At 62.8% G+C, this 18,747-nt stretch carries 11 protein-coding genes and 1 pseudogene; 3 read left to right on the forward strand and 9 right to left on the reverse strand.

Annotation, left to right across the window (positions count from 1 at the left end; translation table 11 throughout):
• Nucleotides 1-298 precede the first annotated feature (298 nt).
• A complete protein-coding gene (locus tag PCA20602_RS19205) occupies nt 299-1,939 on the reverse strand; it encodes a glutaminase (RefSeq protein ID WP_150722569.1) in 1,641 nt (546 codons plus the stop codon).
• Nucleotides 1,940-2,369: 430 nt separating this feature from the next.
• Between PCA20602_RS19205 and PCA20602_RS19210 the strand changes: the two genes are divergently transcribed.
• The gene (locus PCA20602_RS19210) at nt 2,370-2,690 is read left to right on the forward strand and encodes a hypothetical protein (RefSeq protein WP_150722570.1); all 321 of its coding nucleotides are present in this window, start codon (nt 2,370-2,372) and stop codon (nt 2,688-2,690) included.
• Nucleotides 2,691-2,790: 100 nt separating this feature from the next.
• Here PCA20602_RS19210 and PCA20602_RS19215 read toward each other — a convergent pair whose 3' ends face one another.
• From PCA20602_RS19215 to PCA20602_RS19225, 3 genes are all read right to left on the reverse strand, one after another.
• Nucleotides 2,791-3,240 (reverse strand): hypothetical protein, encoded by a 450-nt coding sequence (locus tag PCA20602_RS19215; protein WP_150722571.1) that lies wholly within the window; start codon nt 3,238-3,240, stop codon nt 2,791-2,793.
• Between the two features lie 76 nt (nt 3,241-3,316).
• A complete protein-coding gene (locus tag PCA20602_RS19220; protein WP_150722572.1) occupies nt 3,317-4,462 on the reverse strand; it encodes an ArsO family NAD(P)H-dependent flavin-containing monooxygenase in 1,146 nt (381 codons plus the stop codon).
• Nucleotides 4,459-5,418, reverse strand: a complete 960-nt coding sequence (locus PCA20602_RS19225; RefSeq protein ID WP_343032110.1) for an AraC family transcriptional regulator — start codon at nt 5,416-5,418, stop codon at nt 4,459-4,461. Before PCA20602_RS19225 ends, PCA20602_RS19220 begins: the two co-directional genes overlap by 4 nt.
• A 117-nt stretch (nt 5,419-5,535) precedes the next feature.
• On the opposite strand from PCA20602_RS19225, the gene PCA20602_RS19230 reads away from it, so the two are divergent.
• Both PCA20602_RS19230 and PCA20602_RS19235 read left to right on the forward strand, forming a co-directional pair.
• Complete coding sequence (locus PCA20602_RS19230; protein WP_150722573.1) at nt 5,536-6,873, forward strand: FAD-dependent oxidoreductase; 1,338 nt, start codon at nt 5,536-5,538, stop codon at nt 6,871-6,873.
• Between the two features lie 57 nt (nt 6,874-6,930).
• Nucleotides 6,931-7,794, forward strand: a complete 864-nt coding sequence (locus PCA20602_RS19235) for an NmrA family NAD(P)-binding protein (RefSeq protein ID WP_150722574.1) — start codon at nt 6,931-6,933, stop codon at nt 7,792-7,794.
• Between the two features lie 27 nt (nt 7,795-7,821).
• On the opposite strand, the gene PCA20602_RS19240 is transcribed toward PCA20602_RS19235, so the two are convergent.
• The 5 genes and pseudogenes from PCA20602_RS19240 to PCA20602_RS19255 form a co-directional block, all read right to left on the reverse strand.
• On the reverse strand, nt 7,822-8,721 hold the full coding sequence (locus PCA20602_RS19240; RefSeq protein WP_425495689.1) for an alpha/beta fold hydrolase: 900 nt from the start codon (nt 8,719-8,721) through the stop codon (nt 7,822-7,824).
• A 5-nt stretch (nt 8,722-8,726) separates the two neighbouring features.
• Nucleotides 8,727-9,905 (reverse strand): glycosyl transferase family 8, encoded by a 1,179-nt coding sequence (locus PCA20602_RS26410; protein ID WP_425495690.1) that lies wholly within the window; start codon nt 9,903-9,905, stop codon nt 8,727-8,729.
• Nucleotides 9,906-10,199: 294 nt separating this feature from the next.
• A pseudogene (locus PCA20602_RS26415) lies at nt 10,200-10,931 on the reverse strand (tetratricopeptide repeat protein); the annotation flags it as partial.
• Between the two features lie 135 nt (nt 10,932-11,066).
• Nucleotides 11,067-17,015, reverse strand: a complete 5,949-nt coding sequence (locus PCA20602_RS19250; RefSeq protein ID WP_174981367.1) for an autotransporter domain-containing protein — start codon at nt 17,013-17,015, stop codon at nt 11,067-11,069.
• Between the two features lie 613 nt (nt 17,016-17,628).
• Nucleotides 17,629-18,666, reverse strand: coding sequence for an ABC transporter substrate-binding protein (locus PCA20602_RS19255; protein WP_150722576.1), 1,038 nt, complete (start codon nt 18,664-18,666; stop codon nt 17,629-17,631).
• Between the last annotated feature and the right edge of the window lie 81 nt (nt 18,667-18,747).

An 18,747-nucleotide genomic window follows, 5' to 3' on the forward strand; every position in this document is an offset into this window, starting at 1 on the left:
ACGAGTGGTCCGAAAGCGCTATTTCGATTCGATCGCAGAATTACGCCCTCAAATACTATCATCATAGTAGTGATTGGCGGGTGCTATTTTCGTGGGGATATCGTTCGAACTACGTCGATGCTTGTGTGGAGGACGCCGATGGCTCGGATGAGGACGCGTTTCACTGCGGATTACCGTTTCACCGGTCGAGCGGCCGTGTCCTCGCCTTACTGGACGGTATCCACGCGATTGCCGTGACCTTGGCTGCGAGTGTTTCCGACCTGCGAGCGCTTTTCCCCGGATTCGCAGTGTCAGGACGCTAGCCGGCATCACTCCCGTCCTGCCGTTTGTGCGCCTCATCGACCACGACCACCTTGCCAAGCGCGTGGCGATCTTTCGACATGTGGTAGTAGCGTTTCATCGTGCCGTGAATATCGGCGGCCGAGACTAGCAGTGTCCCGCCAAAGGTCTGATCTTTCGATTTCCGGCCGTCAGGCGCCTTCGCGTAAAACTGCTGCGACGCGCCATCGATCAGCGGCATCGCGTCCATTAGCGAGCGCCTTGTTTCATCCGTCATGTCCATCTGCAACCTTTGGTCGACGTCGCGCGGCGACGGACCTAATGCACCGATCGGCATGCGCGTGGCGATGGATCGCACTCGGGTCAAAGGCAATGATCCAGCCTTCGCCGTACCGGGCAACGCTGGAAACGTCAGGCTCAGGCGATTGAGCGCATTGATCCACTTTTGCCCCTCGCCGGAATTCCCCGCCGCGTTCAGATCCGAGTGATGCGTCGCGACCACGAGATTCGCATGCCGATACAGGCTGCCGAAAATTCCACCGTCCACGCCCGTCTTTCCACCGAACGCATTCTTTGCGTACTGCGTCCCCGACTCCTCGTAACTGCCACCCATGTCGTTTGAATGTCGGACGTAGTCTGCAATCGCTGCGGGCAACACCTGCTTGCGTGCGCCGTCTACACCGTCGACCCAGACGCCTTCGTTGCGAAACACGCCCGCGACGCGAACCATGTCTTCGGTATTCACCATCACGGCACAAGCGCGGCAGTAGCTGAGCAATGCATCTTCGGATAGCGCATGCCGGCACGCGACGACAAACGACGGCGCCAGCGTCCCGTCGCGCGTCGTGTGTGCTTTGATTGTGCCCCCGCCATGTTTGCGCAACGCATAGCGCAGCAAACTGTCGTCGTCGACGAATCCGACGTCGGTCAACTTTGCGAGCAATAACCGGTTGCGACTCCTCTCGGCCCCGGGCGGGCAGTACCTGAACTCGCCAAGCGCCATCTCCTCGTTGACCGTCAGACAGGTATTTCCCGTCAGCGCGCGCATCAGCTCCAGATACAGATCGAAAGGCTCCTTTCCCGACGGCGTATGGATGTGTATCAACATCCATGTGGCGAGGGCGCCAATGTTCACGCTCGAATTGAATGGGCGGCCATCCGGCATGAGCGCAGGATCGTTGTAGGGCAGCTCGGACGGTTCCGATGCAATGTGCTGCCGGTAGTGTTCCGGCCGATCGCCCATCAAGCGAATCGCCAACGCCATTGCCATCGGCTTCGACATGCTCTGCTGCGAAAACCGGTGATGAGGATCTCCAACGCTGACGATCTGCCCCGTCTGCGTGTTCATCAACGAGATCGCACGCTTATCGGCACTCGGCGTGGTACCTGGAATACCCTGAACCGGCGCCCCCTTGCCAACGGGCGACATGCGAGCGCGAATCACTTCGTCCAATAGCGTCGTGTCCACGACGTAAATGGGCCCCCTACCGACACCGCAACCGGCGACGTCCCGCAAACCGCCGCTCACATTGCGTGAGCCGAGGAAATCGCGGGCTATCTCGGTGTGTTTGGGTCGACGCGGACAATCGGTGGCAACAACGTCATGCGGGGGAATTGCGGGGCTTGGACGTAAGACTTTCAAGAAGCATCCCTGAACCAATTTTTGTACGACCAGACTATTCGTCTGGTGCCGCCGTCCGATTCCATAGCTCGCTCATCGCCGATGACATGCCGCGTGCGAAGCCGCGATCAAACGCCACCCCGACGGCCGCTGTCTACGTCAATACGCCGGCGCGCCGCCTGCCAAAGGATTACGTAATTTCTTAAACGGGCACTGAGTCGCGTCTCGCGTCAGCCAAGATTGTCGCTTTCCCGACGAACGCCCGACATTCCTCTGAGACGCGCCTACCACGTGGATTTGCGCATCCGGCACAGCAACGCCCGCATTTGTGAAAAACGCCGAAACCTGTCGGGTCCGGCGCTCCCGCACTTCCTATTCGGATGAAGCTGAAACTCAGGTCACTTCGCGCCTGACATCATGACCTCGCCCCCCAATCCAATTAACTCCCCGGGAAGTGACGGAGACTTTCATGACCACTTCGAAAGACAGCAAGCACGTGAAACACAATGGGACAGGCAAGAAAAGACCCGATGAGGCGCCCATGCCGAAATTACCGAAATCGTTAGCAAGAGAGGGCTATGTCGTCTGGTTTCATGACCACGGAAAGTACCTTGGGCTGGCATGGAACGACACGGCAGCGGAGATCGAAAAGGCTCACGTCACGGATGACGATCACGCGATCTACTTCGAGACGTTTGCGCAGGCGGCGGTCGCATGCGACAAGTTCGTCAGTCCTTGCCGGGTGCTCCATTCGCCCGGTCACGGAAAACGGCCAAAGCTTATGGGTTAGCCGGGAACGATGGCTCGTCGGGGACGACGAGCCATGACTTCTGATTGCACTTCCCGACGCATGGCCGCATGTCACGCAAGACCTTGGCAGACGCTTGCGATTACCCGGCCTTCGAAACGAAATGCGTCGCGGCCACCAGCGCCGTGCCGAGCGTGACCATCGTACCGATCAGCCGCCACGTCAGCGCATGCAACTCACGATGCACCGTCGCGAACTCCTTATGCATCTCGCTTCTGAGGCCACCAACCTCCTGGTGCATTTCGGCACGCAGCGTGCCGATCTCCTTAGCCAGATCCTCTTTGGTCGCGAGGGTGGGCAGAATCGCTTCGACCGACGCAATGCGAGCCTGCAACCTCATTTCGTCGTGTCTGGATTTGGTATCTGTGTGGCTAACTTTCAAACGTGTAAATCGCGAATCAATTTTCCGGAGTGTTCCCATCTTCATCACCACCTTCTGTCGCATCGTCCCACCTGATATCTCAAGTGGCGACGCGTAAAAAAACGAAGTGCAGTGCGAGAGATTCGGTAGGAAATCAGCGGCTTTTTCCATGGCTTTACGATACCGAACGGTTCGCTCTCGTCACTGCATGGAAACCACTCTATCCCGTCGTTCGGGACTTTCGGCGCTACGTAGTCTCCGACATCGGCTCGCCGAGATAGGCGACGATCTCCTGCGCCGTCGCGCGCGCACTACGCATCACGCCAATCAATGTCGCCGACGCGTATCCCGTCCACTCGCCATAGCCGACGAGCCAAAGTCTGAGCTCATCGACACTTCGTGTTCCGGCAACGCGAATACGTCCGTCTTCCTGCGTCAGCGGTAGCGACTGCAAATGCCCCAACGCCGGTCGAAATCCTGTGCACCAGATGACGACATCGACCGCGGAAAACGCGCCATCCTCCCAGATCACGCCATTCTCCACGAAGCGAACGAACGGCCGCACCGACTGCAACACGCCGCGCTCGCGAGCCGCAAGTACCGACGGCACCATGACGATATGCCCGAGCCCATTGTCGGGATAAGGGTCCGGCGACCCGCGCTGTGCCGCCTGCCACCGGGCGGTGGCACGCTCGAACAGCACGCGCCCGTCGACGTCATCCGGCAAGAACGATGGCGGACCCAGCGTGACCCAGGTCGCATCACTCACTCGCGACACCTCGGCATAGATCTGCGCGCCGGAATTGCCTCCACCGACGACCAGCACGCGCGCACCGCGCTGCGCTTCGGCACCGTCATAGTCGGCGGAATGCATCTGACGTCCCTGAAACGAGGCTTGCCCCGGATACGAAGGCACGTAGGGCGACCGCCACGATCCGGTCGCACTGATCACCGTGCGTGCCAGCCAGTCGCCGCGATCGGTGCTCACGCGTAATCCCGCTTCCTCGGCAACGACACGCCCCACACTCACCGGACGCATCACCGGCACCTCATAGCGCGCCTCGTATTCGCGCAAGTAGGCGACCACCTCATCACGCGACGGATAATGCTGCTCGCCGCCACGCATTGGCCACCCGGGCAACGAACTCCACTGCGCGGGAGAGAACAATTGCAATGACGGCCATGCACGCTGCCACGCGCCACCCGCTGCCGACTGATCGTCGAGCACCACATAGTTCACGTGCCAGCGACGCAGAAAATACGCCGTCGCCAACGCCGACTGTCCACCACCGATGATGAGCGTGTCGACGTGGCGTGTCGATTTCCTCGATCCCGTGGATTCATCGGGTTCTCTCACCTCTCGCCCCTCGGCGGAAACGTCTTGTCGGCTCATTCGGCATCCTCTTCATCCGGTGGCATACGCGGCCCGACCTGCCGGAAATACCGCCCCGGAGATTCGCCGAAGGCGCGGCGGAACATCGCGATGAAATTGCTCGGCGTGGAATACCCCAGCGAGTCGGCAATCGTGCCGACCGGCTCCCCGTTGGCCAGTCGTTCGAGCGCACTCACCAGACGCGCCTGCTGTCGCCACTGTGTGAACCCCATGCCCGTTTCGGCGACGAAAAGCCGCCGTGCCGTACGCGACGACACCCCGGCATGCTGCGCCAGCATGTCGAGCGACGCCTGCCCGCCCAGATCGTCGAGCACGGCACGCGCCACGCGCACCACCCGCGCATCGGTCGGCATCGGCAACCCCAGCGGCTCCGCCGGTGCACGCGCGATCTCGTCGATCAGCACCTGTGCGAGACGCGCCTCCTCGTCCGTCAACGCATCACGAGATGCCCACGCCACCGCCCGCTTGACCAGCGCCGCCAGCAACTCGGACACGCCCACCACGCGTGGCGTCGATGGCAACACCGTCGCGGCGCTCGGCGCCACCAGCACGATCCACCCGCTCACCACACCGGCAAACGACACGCGGTGCGTCACGTTCGGCGGAATCCATCCCGCACGGTAAGGCGGCAGCACCCACGCCCCGTAAGGCGTATGCACGTGCACGAGGCCCGAGTGAATACAGAACAATTGCCCGCGCACATGCGAATGCCAGTCGAGCTCACGCGTGCCGATCTTGAAAAGGCTTCGCTCGTGATCGCTTCCGCCGAACGCCCACACGGGCGGACCGTCCGGCCGGTCGTTCGGCTTGTACCGGGCGAATGGCGAGTTCTCCAGCGACATCATCGGCACGTCGGACTTCCTGCGCGACTGCGCGGTCAGCGGGAGCGAATCGAGGGTGTCATCGGGAGGGAGGGAATGGATGGGACGAACGGGATCGGCAGGGGTGGCACACATACGTTTGTCCGATTTGCATTGTTTTATGACCAAACGATGTTATCAGGTCAGCGCCGAGCGCGCAGACAATGAGCGAAGTACTACACTCAGCCGCCTTCGGGGGGCACCTTCACGATCATGTCAGCCTTGCATGTCACCATCATCGGCGCAGGTCTGGGCGGCCTGTGTCTCGCTCAGGGCCTGCGTCGCGCAGGCATCCCGTTCGATGTCTATGAGCGCGATGCCGCCCCCGAAGCCCGCTTCCAGGGATACCGTCTGCGTATCGACGCCGACGGCCTCGACGCCCTCACCCAATGCCTGCCCGACGGCCACGTCGAGCGCGTGCGCGAGCGCGCAGCGGCGGCCCGCACCGGCGGCCGCTTCGTCACGCCACAGCTCGACGATGCCGACGTCGTCCTGCCGCCCAGTTGGCACGACGCGCATACGGATGAGAGCGTCACTGCACATCGCCGCCGAACGGCGGCAGTCACGGCACGCCCGGCGCCGCACGTGCCCGAGATTCCGGGCGACGTCAGCGTGCATCGCCAGACGCTTCGGGAAATCCTGCTCGACGGCATTCTCGACCGCGTGCACTTCGGGAAGACCTTCTCCCGCACGACCACGGCCGAGGACGGTCGCCGCATCGCGCATTTCGAAGACGGCTCCCACAGCGCACCGGGGCTGGTCGTGGCGGCGGACGGCACCCATTCCCGCGTTCGCGAATACGTGTTGCCCGGCATGACCCCGCGCGACACAGGCAACGTCTGCATTTACGGACTGACACCGGTATCTACCGCCTTGCTCGTTCTGATGGACGCGCACGGCGAAGCCACGACGATGGAAGGCAGTACGGTCGTATTTGCCGACGGCTTCGCGGTCGTCATCGAGGCGATGCTGTTCCGTCGTCCGCCGGTCAACCCACTGCCGACGCCAGACGTCGCGTGTCCGGCCCGCATGCCGCTCTCGCCGGTTGCCGACTATCTGTACTGGGCCTTCATCGGCCCCTCCCAGACATTGCTGGGCACGCCTCGCACCGGCATCGGGCTGGCGGACAATGCGCCGCTCAATCGCATCGAAACGCTCACCGCCGGTTGGCATCCGCATCTGGAATCGCTGTTCTCGCACGCGGTACCGGAGACCATCCGGACGATGCCCGTGCGCAGCACGACCAGTCCGCTACCCTGGCAGGTCGAGAACGTCACGGGGTTGGGCGACGCTGTCCACACCATGAGTCCCGCAGGCGGACTGGGCGCCAACACCGCCTTGCGCGACGCCGCCCGCCTCGCCGAACACCTGCACGCCGTGGCGCAGGGCCGCATGCCGCTGTCGCAAGCACTTGCCGACTATGAACGCGACATGTGCGAGCGCGCGCGAGAGGCCGTCCGGCTGGCCGATGCCGGCGCCGCGTTGCTCAACGCCCGTCGCCGTTCGCCGCAGCAATCCCGGGCGGTCGCCGTGGATGCCATGCAGTTATGAGACGTTGGCGCTCCCGTGTTACTTTTACGGCAACGTGACTGCGCGCGAGGAGTGACCATGTACACCGTAATGGGTATCACGGGACGCGTCGGCGGCGTCATCGGCCACGATTTGCTGAAGGCGGGCGTGCCGCTGCGGGCTGTCGTTCAGGACCCCGTCAAATCGAGCCGATGGGCGACGCTCGGCGGTGAAATCGCCGTTGCCGAGAATGGCGACGTCGATGCCCTCACCAATGCCTTTCGCGGCAGCGAAGCCGTGTTCGTCATGCTGCCGCCGAACGCTGACCCCGAGCCGGACTTCTCGCACGCCCGCCATCTGATCGACGCCGTGCGTCAGGCGCTTGCGGCTACGCGTCCGAAGCGCATCGTCTGCCTGTCGAGCATCGGCGCCGAGGTCGAAGTCCCCACGTTGCTCACCGCACTGCACATGTTCGAGACGGCGATGGTCTCGCTGTCATTGCCGGTCACGTTCCTGCGTCCGGCGTGGCTGATGGAGAACTTCGCGTGGGACATTTCGCCCGCCCGTGAGCGCGGCGAGTTTCCGAGCTATCTCTCGCCCGTGGACCGCGCGATCCCGATGGTATCGACCAACGACGTGGGCCATTTCGCCGCACGGGCCATGCAGGAAGATTTCAGTGACGAACGGATCTGGGAGATCGAAGGTCCCGAGCGTTATTCACCGGACGATATTGCCGCCGCACTCGCCCGCACGCTGGTTCGCGACGTGAGTGCCGAGGCCGTGCCGCGCGCGGGATGGGACCCCCTATTCCGTGCGCAGGGCATGCGTAACCCGCTGCCGCGCATCCAGATGCTGGACGCCTTCAATGACGGCACGTTCCGGTTCCGGGATGACGGCAAGCACGCCTTGCGGGGCGACGTCACGCTTCTCGATGCGATGGCCGCGCTGGTTCGGGAAACCTGACTCGCCACCAACGGCTGCCGCGGCGGCTCATCGGGCATCGCCCGGCGCGCTGCCACAAACGGGCGTCTGCGCGAGCAGGTCGCGCCACTGCGCAGCCCAGTCACCGTCGTGAGACAGGCCGGTCACCACGGACGTCCTGACGCACGCACCGCCCACAGCCGCAGCAAAGCGCTTCGCGACATCCGGCGGCACGACCGTGTCTTCGGCGCTGCTGAAATGGATCTGGGGAATGCGCGCAACCCGGCTGGCGACTGCGATGGGATTGCGCGAATCGGGCATCGCCGAGACATGATGCAATTCGTTCACGTACTCGACGTCGAGATTGCCCGCGACCGTTCGTAGCGAAGCGACATCGTGTCGACGGGCCGCGAGCAACACCGCAATCGCGCCGCCCCCGGAGAACCCGACCAGTTCCAGCGGCTGCCCCGGCACAAGCTTCGCCAACTGGCTGATTTCGGCGTCCATCGCATCGAGCACTTCGGGCGCAAAGCGTTTGCCAGTCCAATAGGCGATGCCACAACGCGGGTTGTCTGCCATCGGCGTGAACTGACAGGGGCGCGCGAGGTAGACGACGTTGGCAGACGGATCCGCTGCGGCCAGCGCGAGCCCGGTTGCTGCGACCGGCGTTGGGTCCATCGACGGTTCCGTGCGCGACACCCACGCCAACCCATCGCCCTCGATGTAGACCCGCAACGGCCTGTCCGGGCGGGTCACGCGAGAGAATGCCGTCATCCGGAAGTCCCCGGCCGCCAGCACCTCGCGCTTCAGACCAGCGGGCTGCGCGATCGCTTCGGCATGGGCGTTGCGATCGAGGCTCGCGCAGCCTGAGATGAGCGCCACTGCGCTCAAGGCCATCGCCCCCCCGGCTCGCCTGGCCCACTCCGCCCATCGCCGCGTGCCCATTCGCGCATCGCTCGCCATCGTCATTTCCGTCATTTCTCGTTGCTTCCCGCCGGCGTCCATCGAGCGACGAACTGCGTCAAATCGCGCGCCATGCGCTCGATCACCGGTGCCCATTGGGAGACCCCCGGTTGACGGAATAGTCTCATGCCGGGATACCACGGCGAATCGTCCCGCCCGAGTAACCAGCGCCAGTCCGGCACGTAAGGCAGCATCACCCACACTGGCCGCCCCATGGCGCCAGCCAGATGGACGGGTGACGAATCGACCGAAATCAGCAGGTCCGCGAGATGGAGAATCGCGGCCGTGTCCTCAAAGTCGCGAATCTCGTCGCTCAACGACACCATCGTCATGCCTGCGGGCGGCGTATTCGCCTGCGAAGCCGCGGGCCCCTTCTGAATCGACAGAAACGTGGCGCCGCTCGCACCCAGCGGCGCCAACTGATCGAGCGCCACCGAGCGGTTCCTGTCGTTCACGTGCTCCGGACGCCCGGCCCACACCACTGCCACCCATGGCTTCGGCACCTCGGCCAACCGTGCACGCCAATGCGCCACGCGCGCCGGATCTGCGCGCAGATAGCCGGTATTACCCGGCAAATCGGCAAGCTTCAGGCCCATGGCCATCGGCAAGCTCATCAACTCGCAATGCTGATCGAACGTCACGGGCAACGTGCCGCGAGCGACGATATCGGCGTCGCCCCACATGCGTCGTGCGATCGACAGCGTCTCGGGATTTACCTCGAAAATCACCCGCGCCTGACTCCGCTCCCTCGCCCACAACGCCATGCGCATGAACTGGAACGTGTCGCCATAACCCTGCTCGTCGTGGATGAGCAACGTTTGTCCGGGAATCGGCTGACCGCTCCAACGCGGACGCTGCACCTTACGTTCGATGGACTGCGTGTGCTCCAGACTGTACCGGTAGCGGTACTCCTGCCAGCCGCGTTCGAAATCCCCCAGCAAGAGCAGCGCCTCGGCAAGATCGAATCGGTTGGACAGATCACCCGGCACCTGACGCGCAAGCATCGCCAGCACGTCGCGGCCTTCCTCGGCCTTGCCCTGTGCACGCAAGGCGACCACCAGCAATCGCCACATCGACATCGGCGCCGCACCGGCGGATACGACCTCGCGCAGTACCGCTTCCGCGCCCGCGAAGTCCTGCGTTGCGATACGTTGGGCGGCCGTCTCGTGAATGGCAGCGAGATCCTGCATCGCAGGCGCTTGTGCTTCACCGTGAACCGCGTCCGATGATTGTGCAGATACCGACTGCGCGGCAATGTCCGCCTCCACGGCCGCCAGCGTCGCCCGCAGGTTGGCGTTGTCCGGTGCGAGCTCGACCGCAGCGCGAGCGCTGGCCAGCGCTTCGTCGAGACGGCCCACCAGACGCAAAATACTCGCGCGAGCCACGAGCGTCGAAGGATGTTGTGCGGCGAATGCCGACATCACCTCGACAACCTGTAACGCCGACGCCACATTGCCCCGAGACAACTCGATGTCGGCAAGATTGCGATACGCGTCGACAAAGCTCGGCGCGATATCGATGGCACGACGGGCCAACGTCTCGGCGTCGTCGAATCGTTGCTGCACGCTGAGCAGCGACGCGAGATTGCTGAGGGTGTCGGCCCGGTGTGGATCGAGGGCAAGCGCGCGGCGGTAATGCGCTTCGGCCACATCGAAGCGACGCAGCAAACGCGCGGTATTGCCCAGATTGTTCTGGGCATCGGCAGAGCCGGGCTCCAGCTCACCCACGCGGGTCAGACAGGTCAGACTCGGTTCGAGCTGCCCGGCCTCCTGCAAGGCGATGCCCAGATTGTTCCACCCGGCCGCGAACGCCGGATCGATCTCGACCGCGCGCCGCCCGGCGGTCACGGCCTCATCCAGACGGCCCGCCTGCCGGTACATCTCGGCAAGATCCGACCAGCAGGCGGCGTGCCCGTTTGCCGCACGGCAGGTCGTCTCAAGATGCCCGATCGCCATGTCGCGCTTGCCGAAGGCATGCGCCATGAGCCCCAGAAGATAATGCGCATCGGGATGTTCGGGAGCGACTTCCAGCACGCGCCGGCACAGGCTTTCGGCCTGCTGTGCCTGTCCCGCCTGCCAGTGCGAATTCGCCAGCGCCATCGCCTGCGCGAAGGTCAACGTCTGCGGCGCGGTCTGAGAAGCGGACTGAGAAGCGGACTGAGAAGCGTCGTGGGCCGGATCGGAGGACGCCGACGAGGATGCGGAAGCGGAAGACATCGGATAACAACCGGGAGAAAGGCAGGAGTCGGCCGGAAACGTCGTCAGGCCGCGGGCACTGCGTGATACTTCCACGGCGGTCGCAGCCGTGTCAATGGCTGCGACCGCCGGGTCTTGCCCACGCGCCTCAGACGATCAGAAGCGCTGTTGAACGCGCACGATACCGGTGTGCGACACGAAGCCCGAGCCCGCTTGCAGATCGTAACGAATCGACGCGCTCAGGTTGTTCGCGCGCATGAGCGTCACGCCCACCGACATCTCGGCCAGATCCGACACCGGGGTTGCCCCAACGGTAGTAAAGCCCGTCTGACCGGTCGGATCCGCAGCAAAGCTCGCCCCGGTGGTCTGACGCGTGCGGTTGTACTCGTGCACCCAACGCAGGCCGAACTCCGGCGTCCACGTGCCCGACGACGTCTCGAACGGCAGCGCAATCTTCGCACCCAACGCACTACGCACCGAGCTGCTGCCCGCACTACCCACCGACAGCGCCGTGCCGTTACCGCCCGTTTCCGTGTAGCTGTTCTGGTTCAGATAGCTGTACGTGATGCTGGCGAGCGGCGTGACGATGGCACGACCCAATGCCAACGGCCAACCGAATTCGGCGCTCGTCGCGTATTGCTGACCGTTGAAATTGCCGTTGGCCATGCCGTTGAAGCCTTGCATCGACACGAAGCGCTTCGAATCGTAACGCTGCAACACGACCGAACCCGTCAGGTTCACATACCACGGCTCGCCGGTGTAAGCGGCATAGCCGATCAGACCATAGCCGTTCACGCTGGTGGAATTGCCCGCCGTGCTGCCATCGTTGTTGATGACCGTGCGCGAGAACTGGAAGGCCCCCCCGGCACGCACGTGGTCGCCGAACGCGCGGTCTGCACCGACGAGCAACCCACCGTAATTCGCGCTGTAGCCATCCACACCATCACGTGCCGACTGGCTCGCATGACCGCCGAAGGCTTGCCCCCACACGGCCCAGTTGGCTGCGGCATCGCCCGTCGCAACACCGGTACCGCCCGCTTGCGCCACGCGCAGGCCGTTGACGTGCGAGTTCACGACGCCCAACGAGTCGAACGTCGCCGCACCGGCCGCACGCGTATTCTGCGCAGGCGCGAGTTGCTTGCCGACCCGGTTTGCCGAATCGCTGGAGCGATCGCTCAGCGAGCCGAGCGTCGCGTTGAACAGGTTGAGCAGTTGCGGATCGCTCACGCCGGTATATCCCAGCAAGCCTCGCAAGGCCGACACGGCGTTCGGCGTCGACGCGATCGTCGAATTGGTACGCGGATCGAATGCCGGCAGGCCGGTGTTGTTGCCGTTGCCCGCTTCGGGGTTCGACCCCGTGCCGCTGCCCCCGCCAACGCCCGACCCCGCGCCATTGTTGATACCGCCATTGCCAGAGCCGTTATTCGCCCCGGTACCGTTAGCGAGCGTCACCACCAGGTTCTTGTGGCTGCCGTTGGCGACTTCGGCGCCGCTGGCATCAAGTGTCGTCGAACCATTGACGCGATATACCAGCGAACCGGCGTTGTAGTTGGCCGTGCCTGCGGTGTCGATCACCACGTAGCGCTGACCTGCCGCGAAGTTGTAGCCCAGCGATTGCAGCGCCACGCCCGATCCGGCGGCAAGCGTCGTGTTTCCGCTCACCACAAGACGCCCGTAACCACTGTCGGTCGTGGCATCGCCAGTCGTGACCGCATTGCTTGCCACGCCGATTTGCAGCGTTGCGCCAGCGGACTGCGCGTAGTTACCCGAGACCTGAATCGCCTTGTTGATCTGAAGCACCGAGGCTTCGTTGTAGGCGGTACGCGTGCCTGCCAGATCGAAGTTGTTGCCGACGACGAGATTGCCGCCGTTAAAGCGGACATCGGCATTCGTGCTCACGATCGTGCCGCCATACGTCGGACCAAAGCTCGTGATCGTGCCAAACGTGCCATCGGTCGCACCGGCAATACGCAGATCGTTCGGCGAACGGTTGATGATCCACCCGGCGATCGTGCCCGCGTTATTGATCTGACCGATCGAGGACGTTGCACTTTGATTCGAGATAGCACCGCCCAGACCGGTGATTACGCCACCGGCGAGGTTGTTGATGGTGCCGATCGCGTTGGCGTTGTAGATACCGTAATAGCCTGCCGTGAGCGTACCGGCGTTGTTGATCGCGCCAATCGTGCCGCCGTAGGACGTTCCATTGACCGTCGTCCAGTCGTTGACGATACCCGACGAGTAGGAAGAATCAGTGGCGGTGATGCGTCCGCCCGCCAGGTTGTTGATCGTACCGATCGTGCCGCCGTAGTTGCTCAGCCCGGAGAAACTGCCCACCACGGTGCCGCTGTTGGTCAGGGTATCGAGCGTCGAGCGCGGTGTGACGTTGCCCGACGGCGCGAGCATGATGCCGGTGTAGCCCGTAATCCGGCCACTGTTGTTGATCGAACCGATCTGGCCGGTGCTCCACAGACCCACGCCCGTCGAAATCGTCGAGGTGGACGTGATGGTGCCGGTATTGACCAGCGTCGTCAGCACGCCGGTGTTCGCAACACCCAGTCGGCCACCAGTGATCTGCCCGCTGTTTTCGAGACGCGTCAGGGCCGTCGTGCTGTTCACCCCGGCCATGTTCTCGGAGAGCAGCGTGTTGTTGTTGACGAGCGTGCCGATCACGCCGCCGTTGTAGATCGCCGAATCGGTCGTGCCGGTCGCATGGATCAGACCGTTGTTCGTGACGCGACCGATGCCGCCGCCGTTGCCGCCGACCGACAGCGCCGACGTTCCGGTCAGCGTGCCATTGTTCGTCAGCGTGCCGAGCGAGCCGTTGATCGAGCCGAAGGTCGTGCCGGTGATGGTCAGGTTCGCACCGTCGTACGCCCAGTCAGGTGCAACGCCCGTGGCGACACCCGGTGTGAGCGCCGTCGTGCCGCCGATGGTGCCGATGTTGGCCGGCGCAAAGATCGTCACGACCAGATCGTTGTTGCTGCCATTACCGACCTTGGCGCCGCTCGCGGCAAGCGCGGGATAGCCGTTCACGCTGTAGCGCAGCGTTCCCTCGTTGTAGATCGCCGAACCTGCCGTATCGATCACGACATAGCGTTGGCCTGCCGCGAAGTTGTAGCCCAGCGATTGCAGCGCGATGGACGAGCCCGGCGCAATGTAAGTGTTGCCCGAGACGAGCAGACGCCCATAACCGACATCGGTCACGAAATTGCCCGTCGCGAGCGCACCGCTGGCGACACCGATCTGCAAGGTGCCGTCGGCTCCCTGCGAATAGTTGCCGTTGACGTTCAGCACCTTGTTGATCTGAAGCACCGACGAATCGTTGTACGCCGTGCGGGTGCCGGCGAGATCGAAGTGATCGTCAACGACCAGCTTGCCGCCATTGAAATGCACATCGGCGTTCGTGCTGACGATGGTGCTGGGGTACGTCGGACCGAAACCGGTCAGCGTGCCGAACGTGCCGTCGGTCGCGCCGCTGATGTACAGCGTGTTCGGCGAACGGTTGATGATCCAGCCGGCAATCGTGCCCGCGTTGTTGATCTGACCGATCGACGACGTCTGCGACTGATTCGAAATCGCGCCACCCAGCCCCTTGATCAGGCCACCGGCGAGGTTGTCGATCGTGCCGATGGCGGCGTCGTTGTAGATGCCGTAGTAGCCGCCCGATATGGTGCCCGCGTTCTTGATCTGGCCGATCGATCCGCCCGCCGTATTGGTCACTGCAGCGATGTCCGCCGTGGTGCCCCCCGTGGCGAGAATCTGTCCGCCCGACTGGTTGTCGAGCAGACCGAGGTAGCTGGCACTGTTCACGACCCCCTTGTTGGTGCCGGTAATGGTGCCGCTGTTCGTCAGCGTCCCCATCGACGGGTTCGCCAAACCGGTCTTGGTGGAGATGACACCGTAATAGCCCGAGATCAGTCCCGTACTGGTGTTCGTCAACGAGCCGAATTGCGCGGAGTTGAGCACACCGTAGCCATTAGCGGCCTGAATCGTGCCCGAATTGAGCGCCGACGTGAGTACATTGCTGTTGTTCAGACCTTGCGATGCCCCCGTGATCGTGCCGGAATTCTCGAAGCGCGTGAGCGTGCCGCCGTTGTTGACACCGCCGAACACCGCCGTCGACACCGATCCACGGTTGACCAGCGTCCCGATCGTGCCGCCGTTATAGAGACCTGAGCTACCCGAGCCGGTCGCGGCAATCACGCCGTCGTTCTCAAGAAGTCCGATATTGGCCGCCGTCGACGTCGACAATGCGTAGGCGCCAGTCAGCGTGCCAGAGTTCGTCAGCGTGCCCATGCCGCCCGTGATCGTGGCGAATGAGGTACCGGTGACGGACAGGTTCGTGCCGTCGTAGCTCCAGTCCGGCAGCGACGCCGACGGCGTACCCGCCACGAGCGCGGTCGTGGCCCCCATGGCGCCGACATACGGCGCCGTGACCGTGACGACGAGATCCTGATGACCGCTGCTGAAGACGTTCGCCCCCGTGCCCGACAGGTGCGGCGCGCCGTTGACGACGTAACGCAACGTCCCTTCGTTGTAAGTGGCGCTGCCCGCCGTGTCGATCACGACGAAGCGCTGGCCTGCGGCGAAGCTGTATCCCAGCGACTGCAAGGCGATGGTCGAACCCGAGGCAAGGCTGGTGTTACCCGAGATCAGCAGACGGCCGTAACCGGTATCGAGTCCGATATTGCCCGTCGTCACTGCGCCGCTGCCGACGCCGATCTGCAACGTGCCGTTAGCACCCTGTGAGTAGTTGCCGGTGACGAAGATCGGCTGGTTGACCTGCAACACGGACGCGTCGTTGAACGCCGTGCGGGCATTGAGAAGGTCGATGTTATCGTTCAGCAGCAGGTTGCCGCCATTGAAGTGCAAGTCGGCAAACGGGCTCGCCAGCGTCCCCATCGAACCGCCGTAGCCGGTCAACGTCCCGAACGATGCGCCCGACGCCCCGGCGATGGACAATGCCTGATTCCCGCCGTACAGGATGTTGCCGACAATGGTGCCGGCGTTATTGATCTGCCCCACCGAAGCGTCCGAAGACGGATTGGTGATCGCTGCGGACGCCCCGGTAATCACCCCGCTCGCGAGGTTGTTGATCGTACCGATCGAATCGACGTTATAGATGCCATAGACGGCGCCGGAGATCGTACCGGCGTTGTTGATCGTGCCGATCGTACCGTGCACCTGCGCCGAACTGATGGTGGCACTTCGGTTAGCGATGCCCACGCCGATCGTGCCGTTCGTGCCCGTAATCAGTCCGCCGCTACGGTTTTCCACGGTCGTAATCGACGTGCCACTGTTGGAAATACCCGTTTCCGTTCCGACAATGGTGCCGCTGTTGATCAGCGAACCAAGTTGCGGATTCGGCAAACCGGTATTGACCGCCGCGATGCCGAAAATGCCCGAGATACGGCCGCTGTTGTTGAGTTCGCCGAACTGCGACGTATTCAACACGCCATATCCGGCGGTCGCAGCAATCGATCCGGTATTGACAGCGGACGTCAATGTGCCGCTGTTGTTCAAGCCTTGCAGGAACCCGGTGATCGTGCCGCTATTCTCGAACTGGGAAATCAGGCCACCGTTGCCAATACCGCCAAACGTGCCCGTCGTCACCGATCCGCGATTGACGAAGGTGCCGATCGTGCCGCTGTTGTACGAGCCGGAGCTGTTACCGGTCACGTTGATCGAACCATCGTTCTCGACGCGTGACACATTCGCTGCCGCAGAGAACGACAAGGCATACGTACCCGTGAGCGTACCCGCGTTCGAAATCGTGCCGAGGCTTCCCGTGATCGAGGCAAACGTCGAGCCGGAAATCGTCAGGTTCGTACCGTCGAACGCCCATGCGGGTGAGGTGAACGGATCCGGCTGCCCGCCGAACAGCGTCGTCAGGCCATCCATCGTGGCGACGGGGTTCACCGGTACGGCGAACGCCATTCCCGTCCCCATCGACGCCACGGCCACCGCCGCCACAGCGGCTGCCTTGCGCGCCCGACGGCGATCGACAGAGCGCGATTTTCCACCGTGGCCGCTGGCCACTTCCGAGGCCACCTGATACATGCCCAGACTGGCGCTCCACACCACGCGATAAATGTGATTCATTTGATTTCCCAGGGTCTTTGTTTTTATTGATGCACGAGTGTCTGAATTCGGAACGGCTGGCGCGACTTTCCGGGAACTGCCAACGATCAGCACGATGCGCATAGGCAAACGCAAACACTCCGCCGCATGAGCGAAGGGCATCGATGTCTGTCGGACTGAGACTTCGGCGAATTGCCGAAGACGGCGGAAAAGCGGAAAGCGCGGTAAGGAGCGCTATGGCCCCATTTCGCTAATGGCGGAGACAGGCTTCGCGAAAGGTGGAAACGTTGGCACGGCCTGTGCTTGACACAGGCGTATCGATTTGGCGAGAAGCGATACGAAACATTCGGACTACCCCGTTATTATTGGCGAACGCGTTGCGTGTGTTATTTCTGGTAATTTTCTTTATCGACCGAATCCTTTCACACGCTTACCCGACTGTCAATCGCCAAACCGAACAACATTTTAAATATATGATTTCATTGAGATAAAAAGAGATTCACAAAACAACACCGCTCTCTGGAAAATCCTCTTCAGATCATTACAAGCCAATAATAAAAGGCAGCCCACTCTCATGGCGCCGCCTCCTATTTGTGCACAACGGTTTGTATGCCTAGAAAAGCTTACAAGTGCCTTACTTGCTCTCCGGAATAAACTGATTCGTGTAAAGCGACTCCACCGGCTGCGCTGAACGCACCACCTTCTTGTCGACGTACGAGTTCTGCACGTGAGCCACGATGGCCGGGTCGAACTCTCCCGGACGCAGGCGGCTCGGGAAGACATACTTCGCATAGTAAGTCAGCACCTTCGTCACGAAATCCAGCTTGTCGGCGTAGGTCGGCACCGCCGCTACATAGGCTTTCGACGCGGCCACCGGGTCGGCCTCGATCTCGCTCATCGCTTTCATCGTCGCCTTCACGAACCTCGCAATGGTCTCGGGATCGGACGCGATCTTCTTGTCCGATGCGATGATCGCCTGCCCCATGCCCGGCGTCAGTTGATCCGTCGGCCGGTAGTGCACCTTGACGCCGGTCTCCTCGACACGAGCCCCCCACTCCGGCGTGCCGACCAACCCGTCCGAGCGACCGTTAGCGACGTCCTGCCAGACGCCGTTCGGCCCGCCCGCGTATATCGTCACGTCGCTCTTGCTCAATTTGCCTGCGGCCAGAATGCCCAGCGTGACGTAATACGACGTGTCTTCGTACGACATGACCGACAACGTCTTGCCCTTCAGGTCGCTGGCCTGCGCAATATTGCGATCCGCCCGCGTGATGAACTGATGCAACGGGTGTCCGCCGAGCAACGCCACACCTTTGACGGGAATCCCGTTGTTACGCAATATGATCGCCGTGTCGCCAAGCGCGTCGCCGATATCGCCGTTGCCCGCCGCCAACTGCTTGCCGACCGCAGCGCCGCCGTGCACGGTGATCCATCGGATCTTCAGCCCCTCCTGCGCGTAATAGCCCTTGCTTTGCGCGAGCATGAACGGCGCGAACGCCAGCTCGCCCGGCGGCGCCGCGAGCAGGAACGTCACCTCCTTGAGCGGCGCTGTGCTTTGTGCCTGAGCCGACCATGCCGTTGCTCCCAGAACACCCGCAACCCACATACCGCGTAGCACCCGCCAGCCCCTCGCCATCGAGCCGAACCCGCTCAGTTTTGCCTTTACGTTCACCTTGTCCTCGCGTTCTTGAAGTTATGTTTCGGATGAACCACACCCAACGTTCACATCCCGATCCCATCGATCGCTACGTGT

Source organism: Pandoraea capi, from assembly GCF_902459735.1.
GTDB lineage: Bacteria > Pseudomonadota > Gammaproteobacteria > Burkholderiales > Burkholderiaceae > Pandoraea > Pandoraea capi.

Bases quoted from the DNA above. Each gene is read 5' to 3' on its own strand.
- PCA20602_RS19220 (WP_150722572.1), bottom strand. From the start codon at position 4,462: ATGAGCCGACAAGACGTTTCCGCCGAGGGGCGAGAGGTGAGAGAACCC.
- PCA20602_RS19215 (WP_150722571.1), bottom strand. From the start codon at position 3,240: ATGGAAAAAGCCGCTGATTTCCTACCGAATCTCTCGCACTGCACTTCG.
- PCA20602_RS19235 (WP_150722574.1), top strand. From the start codon at position 6,931: ATGTACACCGTAATGGGTATCACGGGACGCGTCGGCGGCGTCATCGGC.
- PCA20602_RS26410 (WP_425495690.1), bottom strand. From the start codon at position 9,905: ATGCAGGATCTCGCTGCCATTCACGAGACGGCCGCCCAACGTATCGCA.
- PCA20602_RS19240 (WP_425495689.1), bottom strand. From the start codon at position 8,721: ATGACGATGGCGAGCGATGCGCGAATGGGCACGCGGCGATGGGCGGAG.
- PCA20602_RS19210 (WP_150722570.1), top strand. From the start codon at position 2,370: ATGACCACTTCGAAAGACAGCAAGCACGTGAAACACAATGGGACAGGC.
- PCA20602_RS19250 (WP_174981367.1), bottom strand. From the start codon at position 17,015: ATGAATCACATTTATCGCGTGGTGTGGAGCGCCAGTCTGGGCATGTAT.
- PCA20602_RS19225 (WP_343032110.1), bottom strand. From the start codon at position 5,418: ATGTGTGCCACCCCTGCCGATCCCGTTCGTCCCATCCATTCCCTCCCT.
- PCA20602_RS19230 (WP_150722573.1), top strand. From the start codon at position 5,536: ATGTCAGCCTTGCATGTCACCATCATCGGCGCAGGTCTGGGCGGCCTG.